This is a genomic window from Candidatus Poriferisodalis sp., assembly GCF_965219595.1.
Taxonomy (GTDB): domain Bacteria; phylum Actinomycetota; class Acidimicrobiia; order Acidimicrobiales; family Poriferisodalaceae; genus Poriferisodalis.
Genome location: NZ_OZ244781.1, coordinates 3350341 through 3367631, shown reverse-complemented (window position 1 = coordinate 3367631; position 17291 = coordinate 3350341). Strand labels below are relative to the sequence as shown.

The following is a 17291-nucleotide window of genomic DNA, read 5'->3' as shown; positions in this document are numbered from 1 at the left end:
GAGTGGTGCTCCGAAGTGGGGGTTCCGCAGAGCAGTCCAGTGCCGGCCAGCGGATCAATCGCGACACCGATGCTGCTGAACGTGGGCCTGTTCATGACAAATTCCGGTGCAGTGTCAAGCAGGTGATGTCGTCGGAGGCGGGGGCCTCCCCGGCGAATTCGGTAACGGCATCGAACACGGTCTTCATCGCTTCGTCGGCGTTGTTCGGCGGGTTGCCCTCGAAGAGCGTGAGGATTTGCGCGATGCCGAATTCCTCGTGGTACACGTTCATCGCCTCGCTGACGCCGTCGGTGTAGAGCAGGAGCGTCTCGCCGGGTTCGAGTGTGATCGTGTGCTCCGTCAGGTTCTTCACGAAGATGTCCTCGGGCGCTATACCCAAGGCGATGCCTCCCATGGCGGGCAATTGCTCGGCGTGTCCGTCGGCCCGCACGACCACCGGCGGATCGTGCCCCGCGCTGGAGTACGTCACCTCACCGCTGTGGGGGTCGTACACCGCCATGATGACGGTGACGAACATCAGCGTGGGGTTGTCGGCCTGCAGCACGCGGTTTGCCTCGATGAGGGCCTCGCGCGGCGAGCCGGTGCCGATGGCAGCGCCCTTGAGGGCAGTCCGACTCGACATCATGAACAATGCGGCAGGGATGCCCTTGTCGGAGACATCGGCGACGGTCGCGAACATCCGGTCGTCCGGGGCATTCACATAGTCGTAGAAGTCGCCCCCGACGTTTCTGGCCGCCACCATGTTGGCGCTGATCTCGAACTTCGACGTCGCCGGGAAGTCGGACGGCAGGATCGACTGCTGCACGTTGGTGGCGATGTCGAGCTCGTTCTGGAGCGTGACCAGCTTGTCGCGCGATGCCGTGGCCTCCCGCCACTGCCGGAGATGCTCGACCGTGCGCTCGATAGTGATCTGCAGATCGTCGAAGTCGACCGGCTTGGTGACGAAGTCGAACGCGCCCCGGTTCATGGCCGTGCGTATGTTGCCCATGTCGCCGTAGGCGGAGATGATCACCGCCCGCAGGTCCTGATCGAGCGAGCCGAGCTGGGACAGCAAGGTCAGCCCGTCCATCTGGGGCATGTTGATGTCGGACAGCACTAGGTCGATGCTGTCGTCGGCGCGCAGCTTCTCGAGCGCTTCCAGGCCATTGCCCGCGAACTCGAATTCGTACTTGCCGCTGCGGATGTGTCTCCGCATGCGCTGCAGGACGAGCGGCTCGAGATCGGGCTCGTCGTCAACGACGAGGATGCGCCAGGGCTGGGACATGGGCGTAACTACGCCAGCTGTGCCTTCGCCTCGTCGAGCGTTCCGAACACCGTGATGATCTGATTGAAGCCGCTGATGCGGAACACTTCGTCGACCGAGGCTGCGAGCGAGCAAACGGCGAAGGGCGTCGAACTGCCGCCCAGATGCTGGGCGAGCAGCAACAGAACGCGTAGGCCGGCGCTGCTGATGTAGTCGATGCCGCCCATGTCGAGGATGACGCGGTTGTCATCGCCCGAAAGAGCAGCCATCAGCGACTCGTGAAATTCGGCGGAGTTCGATCCGTCCACCCGGCCCGCTGGACTGATCACGTTCGTGCCTGCGTCCCGCTCCTGTGCGAGTTCCATATTGTGCAGCCTCCTGCGCAGCTACGAGATGCGGAAGTACCGCATCATGCCAGACCTGAGGCATGCCCGATCCGACACCCCAAAATTCAGGCCTTACGTCGGCGAAACCTACTACACACCTTCGCGGTATCCACCTATTCGGCCCTACCTCTTAACCTGCGAGTGTGGGTCTGCGCCCTGAGGGGGGATCAGTACCGGATACGCCGGGCAGCTACCAATTCCTGGACGCGGACGGGCGGATCATCTACGTGGGCAAGGCGAAGAGCCTTCGATCCCGCCTGAACAGCTACTTCGGCGATCCCGCCGGCCTGCCGCTCCGCACCGCACAGATGGTCGCCTCGGCCGCGTCCGTCGATTGGATCGAAGTATCGACCGAGGTCGAGGCGCTCATGCTTGAGTACAGCCTCATCCAGCGGCACCAGCCGCGCTTCAACGTCAGGCTGCGTGACGACAAGTCGTACCCGTTTCTGGCGGTGACCCTGCTTGACGAGTGGCCTCGCGCCATGGTCATGCGCGGGCGACGCAAGCGTGGTAATCGGTACTTCGGGCCGTACGGGCACGCCTACGCCATCCGCGAGACGCTCGACCTGCTGCTGCGGACGTTCCCGATCCGCACATGCAGCGACAACAAGCTGGCCACCCACCAGCGGCTCGGTCGGCCATGCCTGCTCTACCACATCGAGCAGTGCGCAGGGCCGTGCGTCGGCGAGATCGGGCGTGACGAGTACGACCGGCTCGTCAGGGAGCTGGTGCGCTTTCTCGAAGGCGACACCGATGCGATCGTCAACGATCTCGAACAACGCATGGCCGATGCGTCGACCGAGCTCGAGTTCGAGCTTGCAGCCCGGCTGCGGGATCGGCTCGCCAGTGTCCGGCGTGCCATCGAGAAACAGCAGCTCGCCGGGACCCGCAACGAGGACTTCGATGTAATCGGCATCAGCGACGACGAGTTGGAAGCGGCGGTCCAGCTGTTCTTTGTGCGCAAGGGGCGGGTGATGGGCCAGCGAGGGTTCGTCGTGGACAAGGTGGAGGCACTCGACGGCCCGCAGCTGGTCTCCCGTGTGCTCTCGGGGCTGTATCACGAGGAGAACCCGCTGGGATGGCCCAAGCTCGTGCTCGTTCCGGAACTGCCGTCGGACACAGCGTTGTACGAGCAATGGCTGAGCGAGCAGCGTGGTTCCCGGGTGACGCTGCGCATCCCGCAGCGGGGCGACAAGCGCGCGCTGATGGACACGGCACGGCACAACGCACGCGAATCGCTCGCACGGCACCGGATGCGTCGCGGCAGCGACCACAACAGCCGGGCTCGGGCGCTGAACGAGCTGGCCGAGCACTTGGAGCTGCCACGGCCGCCGCTGCGCATCGAGTGCTACGACATGAGCCACCTGCAGGGAACCAACTACGTCGGCTCGATGGTGGTGCTCGAAGACGGCCTGCCTCGCCGCAGCGAGTACCGGCACTTCCGGCTTCGAAATGTCGATGGCAACGACGACTACGCGGCCATGGACGAGGTGCTGCGCCGGCGGCTGCGGAACTACCTGGCCGAGCGTGACCTGCCGGCATCCGAGCAGGGCCGCTTCGCCTACCCGCCCCAGCTCTTGGTGGTGGACGGCGGCAAGGGGCAGCTCGGCGTGGCGGCCGCGGTACTTGACGAGATGGGGCTCCGCGAGCAGATACCGGTGTGCGCCCTCGCCAAACAGTTCGAGGAGGTGTTCGTGCCGGGCCGCTCCGAGGCGGTGCGGATCCCTCGCCAGTCCGAAGCGCTATACCTGCTGCAGCGAGTGCGCGACGAGAGCCACCGTTTCGCCGTGTCGTATCACCGCAGGCTGCGCAGCAAGGCCATGAAGCGGGGAGTGCTCGACGGCATCGCCGGGCTGGGAGACAAGCGGCGAGCGCGGCTTGTGCGCGAGCTCGGCAGCGTCGGTGCGGTCAAGTCGGCGGCGCTCGACGACTTGCGGGCGCTGAGCTGGCTGCCCGACGCCGTGGCAGAGAACGTGTACTCCGCAACTCACCCGAGCTAGCAGGCAGCGCCCGTCGTACGCTCGGTCGCATGGCTGGAGGGCCTGAGTTCGTGATCGTCGCGGGTCTGTCTGGCGCCGGCCGCTCGACTGCCGCGAACGCGCTCGAGGATCTCGGCTGGTTTGTCATCGACAACCTGCCACCGCATCTGATCGGCGATGTCGCTGACATGGTGGCTCGGCCTGGTGCCCGCCTGCGCCGAGTGGCCTTGGTGGCTGGCACCCGGGAGTACCGGGAGGATCTGGTGACGGCGATCTCGCAGCTGCGCGAGCTCAATGCCGCGGTGCGCGTCGTCTACCTGGATGCTCCCACCGACGTGCTGGTGCGGCGTTACGACGACACCCGCCGGCGGCACCCGTTGCACACCGGCGATCAGCCGGCCATCGCCGATACCCCAGAGCAGGCAATGGCGGAACCAGTGGCGGAGTCGGTTATCGACGCCATCGAACTGGAGCGGGAGCTGCTGGCCGATGTGCGAGAAACGGCCGATGTCGTCATTGACACCGGCGACTTGAACGTTCACGAGCTGCGGGACCGGGTGCACGATGAGTTCGGGTCAACCGGCGACGAGCCGCAGATGCGCACCGCGGTCATGTCGTTCGGCTACAAGCACGGCGTTCCCCCCGATGCCGACCTGGTGTTCGACTGCCGCTTCCTGCCGAATCCGCACTGGGTGCCTGAGCTGCGGCCGTTCACCGGTTTGCACCCGGGAGTGAGCAACTGGGTACTCGGCCAGCCGGCGACCGGCACGTTCGTTGAGCACCTGATGCCGTTGCTCGAATCGTTGCTGCCCTCCTACCGCACCGAGGGCAAGTCGTACCTGACGATTGCGTTGGGTTGCACCGGCGGGCGTCACCGCAGCGTGGCGATTGCCGAGGAGGTGACGCGGTTGCTCGCCGAGGCGGGCCACGATCTGCACTGCCGCCACCGCGACATCGCCCGCTAGCCACCATTTGCCCGCTAGACAGCTAGCGACGGAACGGGCCGGGGTGCAGGCAGCCCGCCAGGCCCGCAGAGCGAAGAGGACAACAGCAGATGAGCGTGCGCGTGGGCGTCAACGGTTTTGGCCGGATCGGTCGCAACTTCTATCGGGCGGCCGACCGCCCCGACTGCGACATCGAGATCGTGGCGGTGAACGATCTCGGCGACACCGCCACCATGGCCCACCTGCTCAAGTACGACTCGGTGCTCGGCAACCTGCCGCACGACATCGCTGCTGCCGAGGGCGGCATCTCGATCGACGGCACAGTGCTGCCGGTGCTGTCAGAGCGCAGCCCGGCTGACCTGCCTTGGAGTGACTACGGCGTCGACGTCGTTGTGGAATCGACCGGCATCTTCACGTCCCGTGACAAGGCGGCCATGCACCTCGACGCGGGAGCACCGCTCGTGATTGTGTCGGCACCTGCGTCCGGCGCCGACGCCACATTTGTGGTGGGGGTGAACGACGGCGACTTCGACCCCGAAGCGCACAAGGTGGTCTCGAACGCGAGCTGCACGACGAACTGCTTCGTGCCGATGGTGCAGGTGCTCGACCAGGCCTTCGGTGTGCAGCAGGGCCTCATGACCACCATCCACGCCTACACCGGCGACCAGTCGCTGGTGGACGGGCCGCACGGCGACCTGCGCCGGGCCCGCGCGGCAGCCGTGAACATCATCCCCACCTCGACCGGCGCCGCCCGGGCGACAGGGCTCGTGCTGCAGGCGATGGACGGCAAGCTCGACGGCACCTCGCTGCGGGTGCCGATCCCCGACGGCTCGATCACCGACTTCACGGCGACGCTGGACGCCAGCCCCAGCGTCGACGAGGTGAACGAGGCCTTCGCTGCTGCTGCGGCCAGCGGCCCGCTGGCCGGCGTTCTGGACTATTCCGAAGACCCGCTCGTGAGCAGTGACATCGTAGGCAACCCGGCGAGCTGCGTGTTCGACGCCGGTCTGACCATGGCGATGGGCAGCATGGTCAAGGTGCTCGCCTGGTACGACAACGAGTGGGGCTACTCGAACCGGCTTGTCGACCTCGTCGGCATCACCTGCAACCGATGAGCGACGCCGGCAGCCTGCCGGCGCTGGAGGACCTCGAGCAGCGGCTCGGTGGTCTCGACGGCCGGCGCATCCTGGTTCGGTGCGACTTCAACGTTCCGCTGCGTGACGGCGGGGACGGTCGGCAAGAGATCGCCGACGACTTGCGCATCCGGGCGGCATTGCCGACCTTGCGCTGGCTGACTGAGCGCGGAGCTTCCGTCACGGCCTGCTCGCACCTGGGCCGGCCGTCGGGCGTCCCAGATGAGCGTTACTCGCTGGCCCCTGCGGCGGAACGTCTTGCGGCGCTGGCCCCCGGCGTCGCGCTGGCCGAGAACCTCCGCTTCAGCCCGGGAGAGATGTCCAACGATCCGGCCTTCGTGGAGGCGCTCGTCTCCGGCAGCCTCCCTGTCCCATTCGGCGGTTCGCCAGCGGGTACAGATCCGGCTGCGTTCGACGGCTACGTGAACGACGCCTTCGGTGCGAGCCATCGGGCGCACGCCTCCATCGTGGGACCGCCGCAGCGCCTGCCGAGCGCCGCGGGCCGACTGCTGCAGCGGGAAGCCGATGTGCTCGGCGGCCTGCGCACCGACGCCAAGCGGCCGTTTGTGGCGGTGCTAGGCGGCGCCAAGGTGAGCGACAAGCTCGGCGTGGTTGAGGCGCTGATAGATGTGGTCGACACGCTGGTCATCGGCGGGGGCATGTGCTTCACCTTCCTGGCCGCACTGGGTCACCCGATCGGCGACTCGCTGTGCGAGCCCGACTTCATCGAGACCTGCGAACGCCTGCTGGGGAGCGGCGCCAGCATCGTTCTGCCCAACGACATCACCGCCCTCGATGCCGGCGGGACGGTGCGTCAGATGGGCCGCAGCCTGCCCGACGGATGCCGGGGCCTCGACATCGGCCCCGGCTCAGCGGCAGAGTTCGACGATGTGATCGCAGGAGCCCGAACGGTGTTCTGGAACGGCCCGATGGGCCTGTTCGAAGACGAGCGATTCGCCGCGGGAACCCGCGCAGTGGCCCAGTCGATGGCGGACTCCCGCGCGTTCACCGTGGTCGGCGGCGGAGACAGCGCTGCGGCCGTGGCCCAGTTCGGGCTGGCGCCCTACATGGATCACATCTCGACCGGGGGAGGGGCGGGCCTCGAGCTCATCGAGCACGGCGATCTGCCCGGGCTCGCTGCCCTGCGAGACTCGCCGCAGCGGTGAGCCAATCGGGGAGAGCGACGATGAGCCGAACGCCCCTAATTTCAGGGAACTGGAAGATGCACCTCAATCACCTTGAGGCCATCCAGCTCTGCCAGAAGCTCAGCTACGAGCTGGCCCGCCACCGCTACGACCAGGTGGAGGTGAGCCTGCACCCGCCCTTTGTCGATCTGCGGAGCTGCCAGACGGTCATCGACGCGGACCGCTTGGAGTTCAAGCTGGGCGCGCAGAACTGCCACGACCAGAACCAGGGTGCCTTCACCGGCGAGGTGTCGCCGGCAATGCTGGCCAAGCTCGACGTGAGCTACGTCATCGTCGGCCACAGTGAGCGTCGGGCGCTGTTCGGCGAGACCGATGAGTTCATAGCCGCCAAAGCGGCAGCCGTGGCCAAGGCAGGCATGACACCGATCGTCTGCGTCGGCGAAACGCTCGCCGAACGCGAATCCGGACAGGCGGTCGATGTCGTCAGCACGCAGCTGCGAGGCAGTCTCGCCAAGCTCACCAAGGCCCACTTCGAGACCCTGGTGGTGGCCTACGAGCCCATCTGGGCCATCGGCACCGGACGCAACGCATCTCCTGACGACGCGCAGGAGATGTGCGCAGCCGTCCGTGGCGTTGTCGACGGCATGCGCCGGGGAACCGGTGAGCAGGTCCGCATCCAGTACGGCGGCTCAGTCAAGCCCGCCAATGCTCCGGAGCTCTTGGCACAACCCGACATCGATGGTGCCCTCGTCGGCGGTGCCTCCCTCGACGCTGTTCAGTTCGCCCGGATAGTCCAATCCGCGCTTCGACCCTGAACTGCCGATGGGTCAGGCCTAGGCAACGGCAGTCGTCTGGGCCAGGGACGCTGTGGCGCTCGCGAGGCAGAGGCTGCGCGCTGGCCGCAGTGGTATCTGCCAACTCGGGGCGATGCCCTCTCGTGCTGACGGCTCCGCGACTCCAAGCGAACGTGGTGCCTCGGCAGCCGGGAGTGAGGTCGTTCTCTGTGGGCGGGTTAGGGACCGCGTGATCGGCATCGCTCAGGAGCGACCCGGTGGCCAGGCACATGAGCAGGGTTACCGTGTTCATCGATATGCGATTGTTCCCGTCCCCATTGGCCCCTTCGTCCACCCAGTCGAGAAACGCCGATCATCGAGTCCGACGTGGGTGGTCCGCGGCACTGGTAGCCGTCACGCTCATGGCACTCGTGATTGGTGTACCGGCTTCCGGAGCGCAGCCGCGCACTGACGCATTCACATTGGGATCGGAGCCGTGGACCGACTCGGATTGTGCCGGTGAGGTCGCAGTGGTAGCGGCATCGGACTCTCGCGCGCAGCCTGATCTGTACAGCGCAGTCACATTGGCCGCTGCGCTTGGCACCAACTGCGTGATCTTGGCAGGCCATCGCGGCGAGTCGATGCCCGCAACGCAACGGGCGCGACTCACAGCCTCGATCGGCACCGTGTATGTGGTCGGCGGCACCGCGGCGGTTCCCAACTCCAAGCTTGCCGGTCGAACCGTGGAACGTTTGAGCGGCACCGACCGTTGGCTGACGGCTGCGGCGGTCGGAGAACGCGCCGCGAGCCTGCCCGAAAGCACAGAGCCTGGGCAGTTCGCTACGTTCAGCGCAGTTTCCGCAGGGTGGAATCACACTTGCGCTTTGCGGACTGACCGGACTCTCCAATGTTGGGGAGATAGCAGCGTTGGCAAGACCGACCCACCTGCGGGCCACTTCATAGCCGTCTCGACGGGCTTGGACCATTCGTGTGCTGTGAGTACAAGTCGTGAGGTTCAGTGTTGGGGCAGCAACACGGCCGGTAAGGCGAGTGCCCCGAAGGGCACCTTTGCCTCCGTGTCTGCTGGCGGTTGGCGTCATTCTTGTGCCGTACGGACCGATGGGACTCTCGAATGCTGGGGCGATGCTTCCCTGACCGCCGAGACACCTAGCGGTGAATACACAGCCGTCGTCGCTGGCACCGGCCACTCTTGCGCATTGTCAGTGGACGGCACCGTGACCTGCTGGGGTGGCGGCATACACGGCGAGACCGACGAGCCTCCCGGCCGGTTCACCGCGATCTCCGGGAGCGGGAACCACACTTGTGCACTGCGGCAGAGCGAGGCTCTGCATTGCTGGGGCTACAACGGTTCCGGCAACGACGGACGTGCTGTAGCTCCCTCAGGTCAATTCAAAGCTGTGTCGGCAGGCGGCGCGCACACATGCGCCCTGCGGACCGACGAGCGAGTTCAGTGCTGGGGCTACAACGCTGACGGCGAAGCTGACGCTCCGTCAGGGGCATTCACCAGTGTGTCGGCCGGTTTCTGGCACTCATGCGGATTACGTACCGACGGCGCCATGGTGTGCTGGGGTCGCAATGGTTCCGGCCAATCCGAAGTGCCGCTTCGGTGATGCTGCCTGCGCGTGTATTGGCGCAGTCTGCGGAGCTGGCCCCAAGCATCGCTCTCATCTGTTGGGCGGTAGCGGCGCGGTGATCGGGCGGGGATAGTCGGGCACAAGGGCCATGCAGACATCATTGAGCGGTCGGTACACATCGTCGGGAACGGCGCCTCGGCCGTGACGGTGGTACGAGTCCAGTAGGAGACATCGGAAGCCATGCCCATGGCCGCTGGTGCCTCGTTGTACCGCCGCCGAGGGACCGGTGTCGTCGTAGAGGGACGGCCCATACCACTGGCGGCTCGCGATGGCATGAGCGATTTCGTGTAGCAACAGGAATAGGTTTCGATCCGCGATCGTGACGCCGTTCTCCTCCACCGCAATGTAGGACGCACGCAAGTCGTAGCTGACACTGCCGCCGTCGGCCCAATGCCATACGGCGTGGCCGGTGTCCTCGGAGGGAAATGGCGCTTGGCACGGAATCGTGCAGCCACTGGCCGTGTAGGGCGCAGCGCACCCGCGATTGCCTGGACAGTGATCGGCTATCGCTTGAGCACCGATATGGACCCGAAGCGGCTCAAGGTCAACGCGGGTTACCTGACGCCACCAAGGTCGCTGCTCGTTGGTTTCCCAGCCGCTGCCGCTGCGAGTGAGCGCCTGCCTAACCCACGGCTCGTACTCGGCCCATATTTCGGCCGCCAGAGTGTGTATGTCGGTGCGGGCCAGCCGCCACTCGGGTACGTCGCCGCGGCGATCGCCGAGCAAGCAACGCTCCCATGCGTACCAATCACCGGCATATCCGTCTCCGTAATCGCTCACCTGACTGGTGGGGCACGGGTCACCGAGGTCGTCGTGGGTATCGCTGTGGTCAACTCCAAGGAATGCCAACAGCAGCACGGCGAGGTAGCTGAGCGACGGCATGCCCGAATCTTGTCAGGTCACTCGGGCCTTCGCTCGGGGAGGCGCCGCTCATGCCTCGGCCGACACCGTGGCCAGATATCGCGCGCCCAGGTGCCTCTCATGCCGACAGGTAGTGCGGGCCGGGCCATGGTGTGGAGACCTGTTGCGACCAGCGGTTGAGTGCGTCGGCCAAGTGATGGGGCAGCGCGCCATGTCGCCCGAATTCATCGCGATGGACGATGACGATCGGTACCGCAGGTCGCCCGGCTTCGAGGTCCGCTTTCGCGATCGGCACGAAGCCGCCGCGGTCCTCTGTCACAAGTATGCGATTCTCCGCGAGCGCCAGTTGGTACACGACCGAGTCCGGAGCCTGACGGAACCCCATGGCGGACACGCTGGTTGCATCGTGACCGAGGCGACTCAATATCTCTGCTGCCGCGTGCGGAAGCATCTCGTCAAGAAGCCACCGCATGGTCGTCGGATCAGAGGCTTGGGGCGGAGCGGCTGCCTCGCGACCTGGCTCGGGTGGGTCTCGGTCTCTCTGACTGCGTTAGCGCAGCAGTGCTCTCGCGTTCGGCGATCATCTTTTCGATGAGTCCGACGGCGGCGGCGTCCTTGGCGATCATCTCATCGATCTCGTCCGGGTACGACTCGTAGAACTGCACTGCAAGCTTGACCTGCTGCGCATGCAGGTCGGACTCGATGCATACGGTCGTCACAGGATCGAACTCACTCGCCGGAACCGTTCGAAGCGCACGAATGATCTGCCAGACATCGGGGCCGCCCGACAGACACGCGCGCCTGCCAGCAGTGCCGTCCATGTAGACGATGCCGGGATGCCGACGCACCTTGAGGCCCTCGTCGAGCAACGACGCCGCCAGTGCAGCAGGCTCTTGGCCACTGGATCGACCCTCGGCGCGCAGTCGCTCGGCCAGATCCTCGGAAATCGGAAGCGATCCAGCACTCATCACGACCCTAAGCGTAGGCGCAGGCCACGAGCACGATCCAGCGGTTATCGCGTGCAGGGCGGGCTGCCAGAATGAGGCGAACACTTGAGGTTGCAAGTTGTTTCCGCAGTGGGTACTATTTCTAACAGCGCCGGTGACCCCCCGTCGGCGCATCCCCCTTACGAACTGGAGCAAGCCCCATGGCAGTTCTTGATTCCGTCCGCGACATGCAGGATCGCACCCTCGAGCAGATGAAGACTGCCCAAGAGCAGTTCGTCTCGATGAACGAGCGCGTCGCCGAGGCTTGGCTGTCTGCCGTGCCGGCTACGTCGAGCCCGTTCGCGGAGTACCTGCCCAAGCCCACCGAGATGATCGACACCTACTTCAGCTTCTGGAGCCAGGTGCACGAGGCCAACAAGGACTGCGCCGCACGCATCGCCGCAGCCTGGGAGCGGGCCAGCGAGGACGCCCAGGCCTGATGGCCGCATCCGACCCTGACGCCGCCGAAGCGGACGGTCAGCGGTCGGCGAGCCCGTTTCCCGGCTTCGACCAGCTCGGAGACTTCATACGGGCCCAGCGTGAGCTGATGGAGCTGAGCCAGCGGCAGCTGGCCAAGATGGCTCGGCTGTCGAACCCGTACCTCAGCCAGATCGAGCGCGGCCTGCACGAGCCGTCTGTGCGCGTGCTCAAGGCGCTGGCCGAAGCGTTGAACGTGCGCGCGGCCACGCTGCTGTCGTATGCCGGTCTGATGGACCGCGACGACGTGCCCTCGGTGGTGGAGGCGGTGCAGGCCGACCCGAACCTCACCGATGAGCAGAAGGCAGCGCTGCTGGGCGTGTACCGCAGCTTCGACACCGGCGGAGACTGAGGCTCTGTGCCCGGATCCATGATCGCCGGCGACAGCATGTGGAAGGTCGCCTTGCGCATGGGGGCTGCCGATGCAGCTCTCGGCTCGGCGCGCTGGTGGGCTTCGGTGCAGTGGGGCCTCGGCACCGCTGCTGCCGTGACGGCCGCGGCGCTGCGGTTCGGCGGTCGCAGCGCGATCACCGACGATGCCGGTTCGGTCGATTACCGCACGCTCGACCGCAGTGCATCGAGCGTCGCAGCCCGATTGCGCGCCGAATCGACCCAGCCCGACGGCAGCCTCGGCGCCGTCGGCATCCTGTGCCGCAACCACCGGTGGTTCGTGACGGCGCTCGTGGCGTCCGAGCGCGCCGGCTGCGACTCTGTGCTGCTCTCGACAGCGCTGCCTGCGTCGAATCTCGCAGAGGTGTGCGCACGCGACGGCATCGCCGTGATCGTCGCCGACGAGGAATTCGCCGAGGTCGTGGCCCAGTCGGGCACGGATGCCGCGGTGCTCGTGGCCGACGGAAGCGGCCCGGACTCGCTGTCCCATATTGCAGCGGACGGCTCGCCGTGCTCGCCGCCGTCGCGCCGGCCCAAGCTCGTCCTGCTGACATCGGGCACCACCGGAGCGCCGAAGAGCGCAGTGCGCGCGCTCAAGACGACGCGCACGGGCGGTGTCGGCATGCTGCGACGCGTCCCGTACCGCCTGGGCGACCGCTACTTCATCGCCTCGCCGCTCTTTCACGCCTGGGGCCTGAGCCAGCTCGTCGTCGGTCTCGCTACCGCCAGCACTCTCGAGATGAGGCGGCAATTCCACGCGGCCGAGGTGGGTCAGCTGCTGTGCGAGCGGCGCTATGACGCCCTTGTGGTTGTGCCGCTGATGCTGCGCCGCATTCTCGACCTGCCGATCGAGCCCAACGCGGTGCGCCGACCGCGCATGGTGCTCAGCAGCGGCAACGTCCTGTCGGGCGACCTGGCCCGGGAATGGATGGACCGCTTCGGAGACCGCTTGTACAACGTGTACGGCTCCACCGAGACTGCCATCGGGACCATCGCCGATCCTGTCGACCTGCGCGCAGCTCCCGGCACGGTGGGCCGACCTCCCGACGGCGTGACGCTGACGATTCTCGATGATGACGGCATGCCGTCGCTCAACGGCAGTGCCGGCTGGGTTCACCTCGCCAGCACGGCGCAATTCCTCGGCTACACCGACGGGAGCGACGGCGACCGAGCAGGCACGCTCATGGCCACCGGTGACATCGGCCGTCTCGACGCCGACGGCCGGCTGCACATCTCGGGGCGCGCCAACGACATGATCGTGACCGGCGGTGAGAACGTCTTCCCCTCTGGTGTCGAGGAGGTACTGGGGCGTCATCCGAGCGTCGAGATCGCAGCCGTCGTCGGGGTGGACGATCCCGAGTTCGGTCAGCGTGTGGCTGCGTTCGTGGTGCCGCGCCCGCGGCGGCGCGTCGATGCCGACCAGCTCCGCGCTTGGGTCGGCGAGAACCTTCCGAGCTTCATGGTGCCGCGCGACGTTCACTTCGTGGATGCCCTGCCCATGACCACCACGGGAAAGGTCGTGCGGCACCGCCTCGCTGTGCTGGGGCACCCCGACCGGGTGTAGCGGGCTCAGCCTCTTGGCGGCACCGGCGGCTGCTGGCCGAACGTCTCGACGGCGGCCCGGTCGACGTAACGAGCGACCTCGCGCTCGAACGGGTACGACAGGTGCGAGCCCTGGTACCAGAGCATGTCGGGGCGCTCCCAGTGCTCCCAGAGCGTTTTGACGTTGCCCGGCCGGACCCAGCGGTCGAGGAGCCCAGCGAAGATGTAGCGCCGCTCGTGGGGCACCTTGCAGGGAAGCGACAGCGGCGATACCACCGAGAGGGTCTGCTCGTAGGGCTCCCACGACAGCCCCCACTGCTCGTAGAAGGGCGGGAGCAGCGGTTCGACCTGCCGGCGGGTGCCGCGCGCCAGGTCGCTCTCGGGCACACCGGCGATCACCGCAACCAGGTCGTCTTCCAGCGCCGCGGTCATGGCGGCCATGTAGCCGCCGAGCGAGATGCCCGACACGGCAACGGCCGGCGCCTCGTGCTGGTCGCGCACCCATCCGATCACCCGGCGGATGTCCCAGGCGCCCTGCGCCACGGTGAACACCGTGTTCATGGCGCCTGCGTGGATGACCCGCGAGCCGCTGACGCCGATTGCCCGGGGGCCGTGCAGCGGGAGCACCACGGCGATCACGTTGAGCCCCCAGCGCCGGTGCAGGCGGTGCGCGTACAGCATCCACATGTCCATCTCGGGCTCGCCGGTGCGGTAGCCGTTGACGGCAACCACCCAGGGACGGGGTCGGTCGGGGTGCTGCAGCATCCATGCGTGGGTGGTGCGCACCGGCCGGTAGCTCATCCAGCGGTCGCGTCCCGGCTCGCCTGGCCACGGCTCGAATTCGCTGGCGAAGCGGACGTGCCAGAAGTCGGCGTCGCCTGCAGAGGTCGCGCTGACGTGCACGTCGCCGTCGAGCGGCGGGGGAGTGCGGTGGTAGGCAGCGGGATCGTCGAGCCAGCCGCATTCGGCATACAGGCTGCGGGCCTCGGCCAGCTCGGAGCGGAGCCGCTGGCGGAACGGCCCGTCGGGGATGCGCATGCGAGCCGACGCCAGCTCCAGCTGGATCGACCACTCGTCGATCATCCACTTCCACGCTGCGGCCGGTGTCTGGCGCACCGCGGGCAGATCGTCTTCGTTGTGCCCGCGGATCCACTCGGCCACCGAGCCCGCCGCCCGGCAGCCGGCGCGCAGCGGCGACGCAGGCCGCTTCGAGGCCGGTCGGCGGCTGTCCGTCGGAGCGTCGGAGGGGAGGGCGGTCATCGGCGGTCGGGATTCTTTCGCTGGTCGCTTGATCTCGCTCTACAGCGCCCGGGCATCGAGCCGGGCGAGTGCGGCATCGGTCGACACCAGCATGCGCTCCAGCAAGTCTGCAAGAACTTCGCGCTCGCCGGTGTCGAAGACGGTGAAGATCTCCTCGTAGATGCGGTAGGCGCGGTCGACGAAGTATTGGTGGCGGGCCGCGCCGAGATCGGTCAGCTCCACCAGCACCTCCCGGTGGTCGCGGTCGGCTCGTCGCTTGAAGACGAGCCCATCGGTCTCGAGCCGGACGACGGCGCGTGTCACCGTGCTGGGCTCGACATCCATGATGTCGGCGAGCGTCCGGATGGAGACGGGACCGTGACCAGCCACCGCGTCGAGCGCCCGGAACTGGCCGGGCTCGATCGACTGGGATCCACCCCCGAGCACGTGCCGCCGCAGCCGTTCGACGGTCGGCCCCAGCCGTGCGGCGCGCCACAGGGCAGCGACCTTGTGATCGAGGTCCCATTCATCGCCCCAGTCGGCAGACTCGGGCGCCCAGGTCTGCTGCGCGTCACGAACGCGAGGCAGCCCGAGCGTGCGGCGAGCGCTGCTGTCCCCCGACTGCGCTGGGCCTGTCTGGCCCTGCTGCTCCGTTTCGATCAAGCTCATGGGCGGTCTTCATAATCTAGCCGATCTGCTGCCTCCCCGCCAGCAGATCATTGCAGCGTGTCACACAATTTCATCAAGCGAAATCTGCTTGTGACCTCGCTGTAACGTAGATATGATTGCATAGCGTCATGCAATTGGCGGACGGCCAAGTTGGACGACGGCATGTGTCCCATCAGTTCGCCAATTCGCTCCGGCAGGTGTCTGGTACGCCGCCGGGATTCGTGACATCAAACCGGACACCCCCCCCTGCATTCCGGAGGAACCAAACATGGCCAAGCAATGGCGTGAGATCTATGACGAGTGGGAGAAGGCCGTAGCGCCTGGTCTCCAGCAGCTCACCGCCTCGGACGGCTTCCGCGACTTCATGGCCGCGAGCGCCAAGGTCACCAGCGCACTCACTGCTGAGTTCGAGCGGGCCAGCCGGCGTTGGCTGCACTTCTGGAACCTGCCCGCGGCCACCGATGTTCGCAAGCTTCGCCAGCAGGTCGCCGCAGTCGACCGTGAGCTGAAGGGTCTCAAGAACCTCGTGTTCGAGGTGGCCGCCGCTGCGCCCGGCGATGTGGCACCGGCCACGAACGGCAAGGCAGCGTCGGTCCCGAGCAAGCCGGCAGCCAAGAAGGCCCCTGCCAAGACGGCCTCGAAGGCCTGAGTCCCCCGAACACTCCGATCACATCTGAACATCCTGAAGGAATAGCCATGCCCCCAACCACACTGGCCAAGCCCATTCCGAAGAACGGCGCCAACGGCGCTGCGCCCGAGGCTGACACGGCCGAGTTCAATCCGTTTGCCGGTTTCGCCCCGTTTGCCGACATGTGGGAGACCGGCATGCGGCGCTGGTGGAACCTGACCCGCCACGTCATGGGCATCGATCGTGCCCCGGTCGGCCAGACGCCCCGCGACGCGGTGTGGAGCAACGGCAAGGCCGTGCTGTACCGCTACCGCAGCGAGAGCCCGACCGTGCGGCCACCGCTCCTGCTGGTGATGAGCCTGGTCAGCCGCTCATTCATCTTGGACCTGCAGCCGGGCAACAGCTTCATCGAGCGGCTCGTGGCCGACGGCTTCGACGTCTTCCTGCTCGACTGGGGCGTGCCCGACGAGGAAGAGGCCAACAACACCCTCGAGACCTACTGCGACGAGCTGCTGCCGCAGGCGGTGGCCAAGGTCAACCAGATGGGCGGCCAGAACGGCGTCACCGTGTTCGGCTACTGCTACGGCGGCCTGCTGTCGCTGCTGTACGCGGCCGGCCACCCAAACGATCCGGTCCGCAACCTTGTCGTGATGGCCACCCCGGTCGACTTCACCAAGATGCCCGCGGCCATGACCGGTGTCGGCGAGGGCGGCATCGACCCCGAACACCTGATGGACCACACGGGCAACGTGCCCGCCGAAGCCGTGCGGGCCTCGTTCACGCTGCTCACGCCCACGTCGGATCTCAGCACGGTCATGGACTTCTGGGAGCACCTCGACGACGACAAGTTCCTGAGCTCGTACCAGGCCATGACGTCGTGGACCCGCAATCACATCCCATTTCCCGGCGCCACGATGATCCAGACAGTCGAGATGTTCAACGAGGGCAACGGCTTCATCACCGGCGACCTGATGCTCGGCGGTCGCAAGCTCGACCTTGCCGACATCACGGTGCCGTTCCTGAACGTGATCGCCGAGCGCGACCACATCGTGCCGCCCGAGTCCACCTACGGCCTCGATGAGCTGGTCGGCTCCGACGATGCCACCGAGATGCGGCTGCCCGCCGGCCACGTCGGGCTGATCGTGGGCAACGGCGCCCGCAAGCGTTCGATCCCCTCGATGATCGGCTGGATGCTCGAACACATCGACGTCGAGAGCTAGTCGACGTCGCTCGTGGCCGAG

At 66.7% G+C, this 17291-nt stretch carries 18 protein-coding genes; 11 read left to right on the top strand and 7 right to left on the bottom strand.

The window, feature by feature from the left end; translation table 11 throughout:
* Positions 1–91: 91 nt before the first annotated feature.
* Both ACOQPE_RS14945 and ACOQPE_RS14940 read right to left on the bottom strand, forming a co-directional pair.
* Positions 92–1264 carry a PP2C family protein-serine/threonine phosphatase gene (locus ACOQPE_RS14945; protein WP_420609677.1) on the bottom strand — a complete coding sequence of 391 codons (1173 nt, stop codon included), beginning with the start codon at positions 1262–1264 and terminating at the stop codon, positions 92–94.
* A gap of 8 nt (positions 1265–1272) precedes the next feature.
* Positions 1273–1608, bottom strand: coding sequence for an STAS domain-containing protein (locus ACOQPE_RS14940; protein WP_419853797.1), 336 nt, complete (start codon positions 1606–1608; stop codon positions 1273–1275).
* Positions 1609–1772: 164 nt separating this feature from the next.
* Between ACOQPE_RS14940 and uvrC the strand changes: the two genes are divergently transcribed.
* The 6 genes from uvrC to ACOQPE_RS14910 all read left to right on the top strand — a co-directional run bounded on the left by uvrC (position 1773) and on the right by ACOQPE_RS14910 (position 9234).
* Entirely contained in the window at positions 1773–3629 is a 1857-nt protein-coding gene (gene uvrC / locus ACOQPE_RS14935; protein ID WP_420609676.1) for an excinuclease ABC subunit UvrC, read from the top strand.
* A 29-nt stretch (positions 3630–3658) separates the two neighbouring features.
* Entirely contained in the window at positions 3659–4573 is a 915-nt protein-coding gene (gene rapZ / locus ACOQPE_RS14930; protein WP_420609675.1) for an RNase adapter RapZ, read from the top strand.
* Positions 4574–4662: 89 nt separating this feature from the next.
* Entirely contained in the window at positions 4663–5667 is a 1005-nt protein-coding gene (gap, locus tag ACOQPE_RS14925; protein WP_420609674.1) for a type I glyceraldehyde-3-phosphate dehydrogenase, read from the top strand.
* Positions 5668–5681: 14 nt separating this feature from the next.
* A complete protein-coding gene (locus tag ACOQPE_RS14920; RefSeq protein ID WP_420611404.1) occupies positions 5682–6851 on the top strand; it encodes a phosphoglycerate kinase in 1170 nt (389 codons plus the stop codon).
* A 20-nt stretch (positions 6852–6871) separates the two neighbouring features.
* The gene (gene tpiA / locus ACOQPE_RS14915; protein WP_420609673.1) at positions 6872–7645 is read left to right on the top strand and encodes a triose-phosphate isomerase; all 774 of its coding nucleotides are present in this window, start codon (positions 6872–6874) and stop codon (positions 7643–7645) included.
* 248 nt (positions 7646–7893) lie between these two features.
* Positions 7894–9234, top strand: a complete 1341-nt coding sequence (locus ACOQPE_RS14910) for a hypothetical protein (RefSeq protein WP_420611403.1) — start codon at positions 7894–7896, stop codon at positions 9232–9234.
* A 54-nt stretch (positions 9235–9288) separates the two neighbouring features.
* Here ACOQPE_RS14910 and ACOQPE_RS14905 read toward each other — a convergent pair whose 3' ends face one another.
* From ACOQPE_RS14905 to ACOQPE_RS14895, 3 genes are all read right to left on the bottom strand, one after another.
* Positions 9289–10140 carry a hypothetical protein gene (locus ACOQPE_RS14905; RefSeq protein ID WP_420609672.1) on the bottom strand — a complete coding sequence of 284 codons (852 nt, stop codon included), beginning with the start codon at positions 10138–10140 and terminating at the stop codon, positions 9289–9291.
* 97 nt (positions 10141–10237) lie between these two features.
* Positions 10238–10591, bottom strand: a complete 354-nt coding sequence (locus ACOQPE_RS14900) for a DUF5615 family PIN-like protein (RefSeq protein ID WP_420609671.1) — start codon at positions 10589–10591, stop codon at positions 10238–10240.
* Between the two features lie 10 nt (positions 10592–10601).
* Positions 10602–11087 (bottom strand): hypothetical protein, encoded by a 486-nt coding sequence (locus ACOQPE_RS14895; RefSeq protein ID WP_420609670.1) that lies wholly within the window; start codon positions 11085–11087, stop codon positions 10602–10604.
* Between the two features lie 179 nt (positions 11088–11266).
* On the opposite strand from ACOQPE_RS14895, the gene ACOQPE_RS14890 reads away from it, so the two are divergent.
* Genes ACOQPE_RS14890 through ACOQPE_RS14880 form a run of 3 tightly spaced genes read left to right on the top strand, consistent with a single transcriptional unit; the run spans position 11267 to position 13536 of the window.
* Positions 11267–11545 carry a hypothetical protein gene (locus ACOQPE_RS14890; protein WP_420609669.1) on the top strand — a complete coding sequence of 93 codons (279 nt, stop codon included), beginning with the start codon at positions 11267–11269 and terminating at the stop codon, positions 11543–11545.
* On the top strand, positions 11545–11934 hold the full coding sequence (locus ACOQPE_RS14885; RefSeq protein ID WP_420609668.1) for a helix-turn-helix domain-containing protein: 390 nt from the start codon (positions 11545–11547) through the stop codon (positions 11932–11934). The genes ACOQPE_RS14890 and ACOQPE_RS14885 overlap by 1 nt, the downstream gene beginning before the upstream one ends.
* Before the next feature lie 6 nt (positions 11935–11940).
* On the top strand, positions 11941–13536 hold the full coding sequence (locus tag ACOQPE_RS14880; RefSeq protein ID WP_420609667.1) for an AMP-binding protein: 1596 nt from the start codon (positions 11941–11943) through the stop codon (positions 13534–13536).
* Between the two features lie 5 nt (positions 13537–13541).
* Here ACOQPE_RS14880 and ACOQPE_RS14875 read toward each other — a convergent pair whose 3' ends face one another.
* Positions 13542–14774 carry an alpha/beta hydrolase family protein gene (locus ACOQPE_RS14875; RefSeq protein WP_420609666.1) on the bottom strand — a complete coding sequence of 411 codons (1233 nt, stop codon included), beginning with the start codon at positions 14772–14774 and terminating at the stop codon, positions 13542–13544.
* A gap of 39 nt (positions 14775–14813) precedes the next feature.
* Complete coding sequence (locus tag ACOQPE_RS14870; protein WP_420609665.1) at positions 14814–15422, bottom strand: MarR family winged helix-turn-helix transcriptional regulator; 609 nt, start codon at positions 15420–15422, stop codon at positions 14814–14816.
* Positions 15423–15690: 268 nt separating this feature from the next.
* Here ACOQPE_RS14870 and ACOQPE_RS14865 point away from each other — a divergent pair, with 268 nt between their 5' ends.
* Both ACOQPE_RS14865 and ACOQPE_RS14860 read left to right on the top strand, forming a co-directional pair.
* The gene (locus ACOQPE_RS14865; protein WP_420609664.1) at positions 15691–16071 is read left to right on the top strand and encodes a poly(R)-hydroxyalkanoic acid synthase subunit PhaE; all 381 of its coding nucleotides are present in this window, start codon (positions 15691–15693) and stop codon (positions 16069–16071) included.
* Between the two features lie 47 nt (positions 16072–16118).
* Complete coding sequence (locus ACOQPE_RS14860) at positions 16119–17270, top strand: alpha/beta fold hydrolase (RefSeq protein WP_420609663.1); 1152 nt, start codon at positions 16119–16121, stop codon at positions 17268–17270.
* Positions 17271–17291 lie beyond the last annotated feature (21 nt).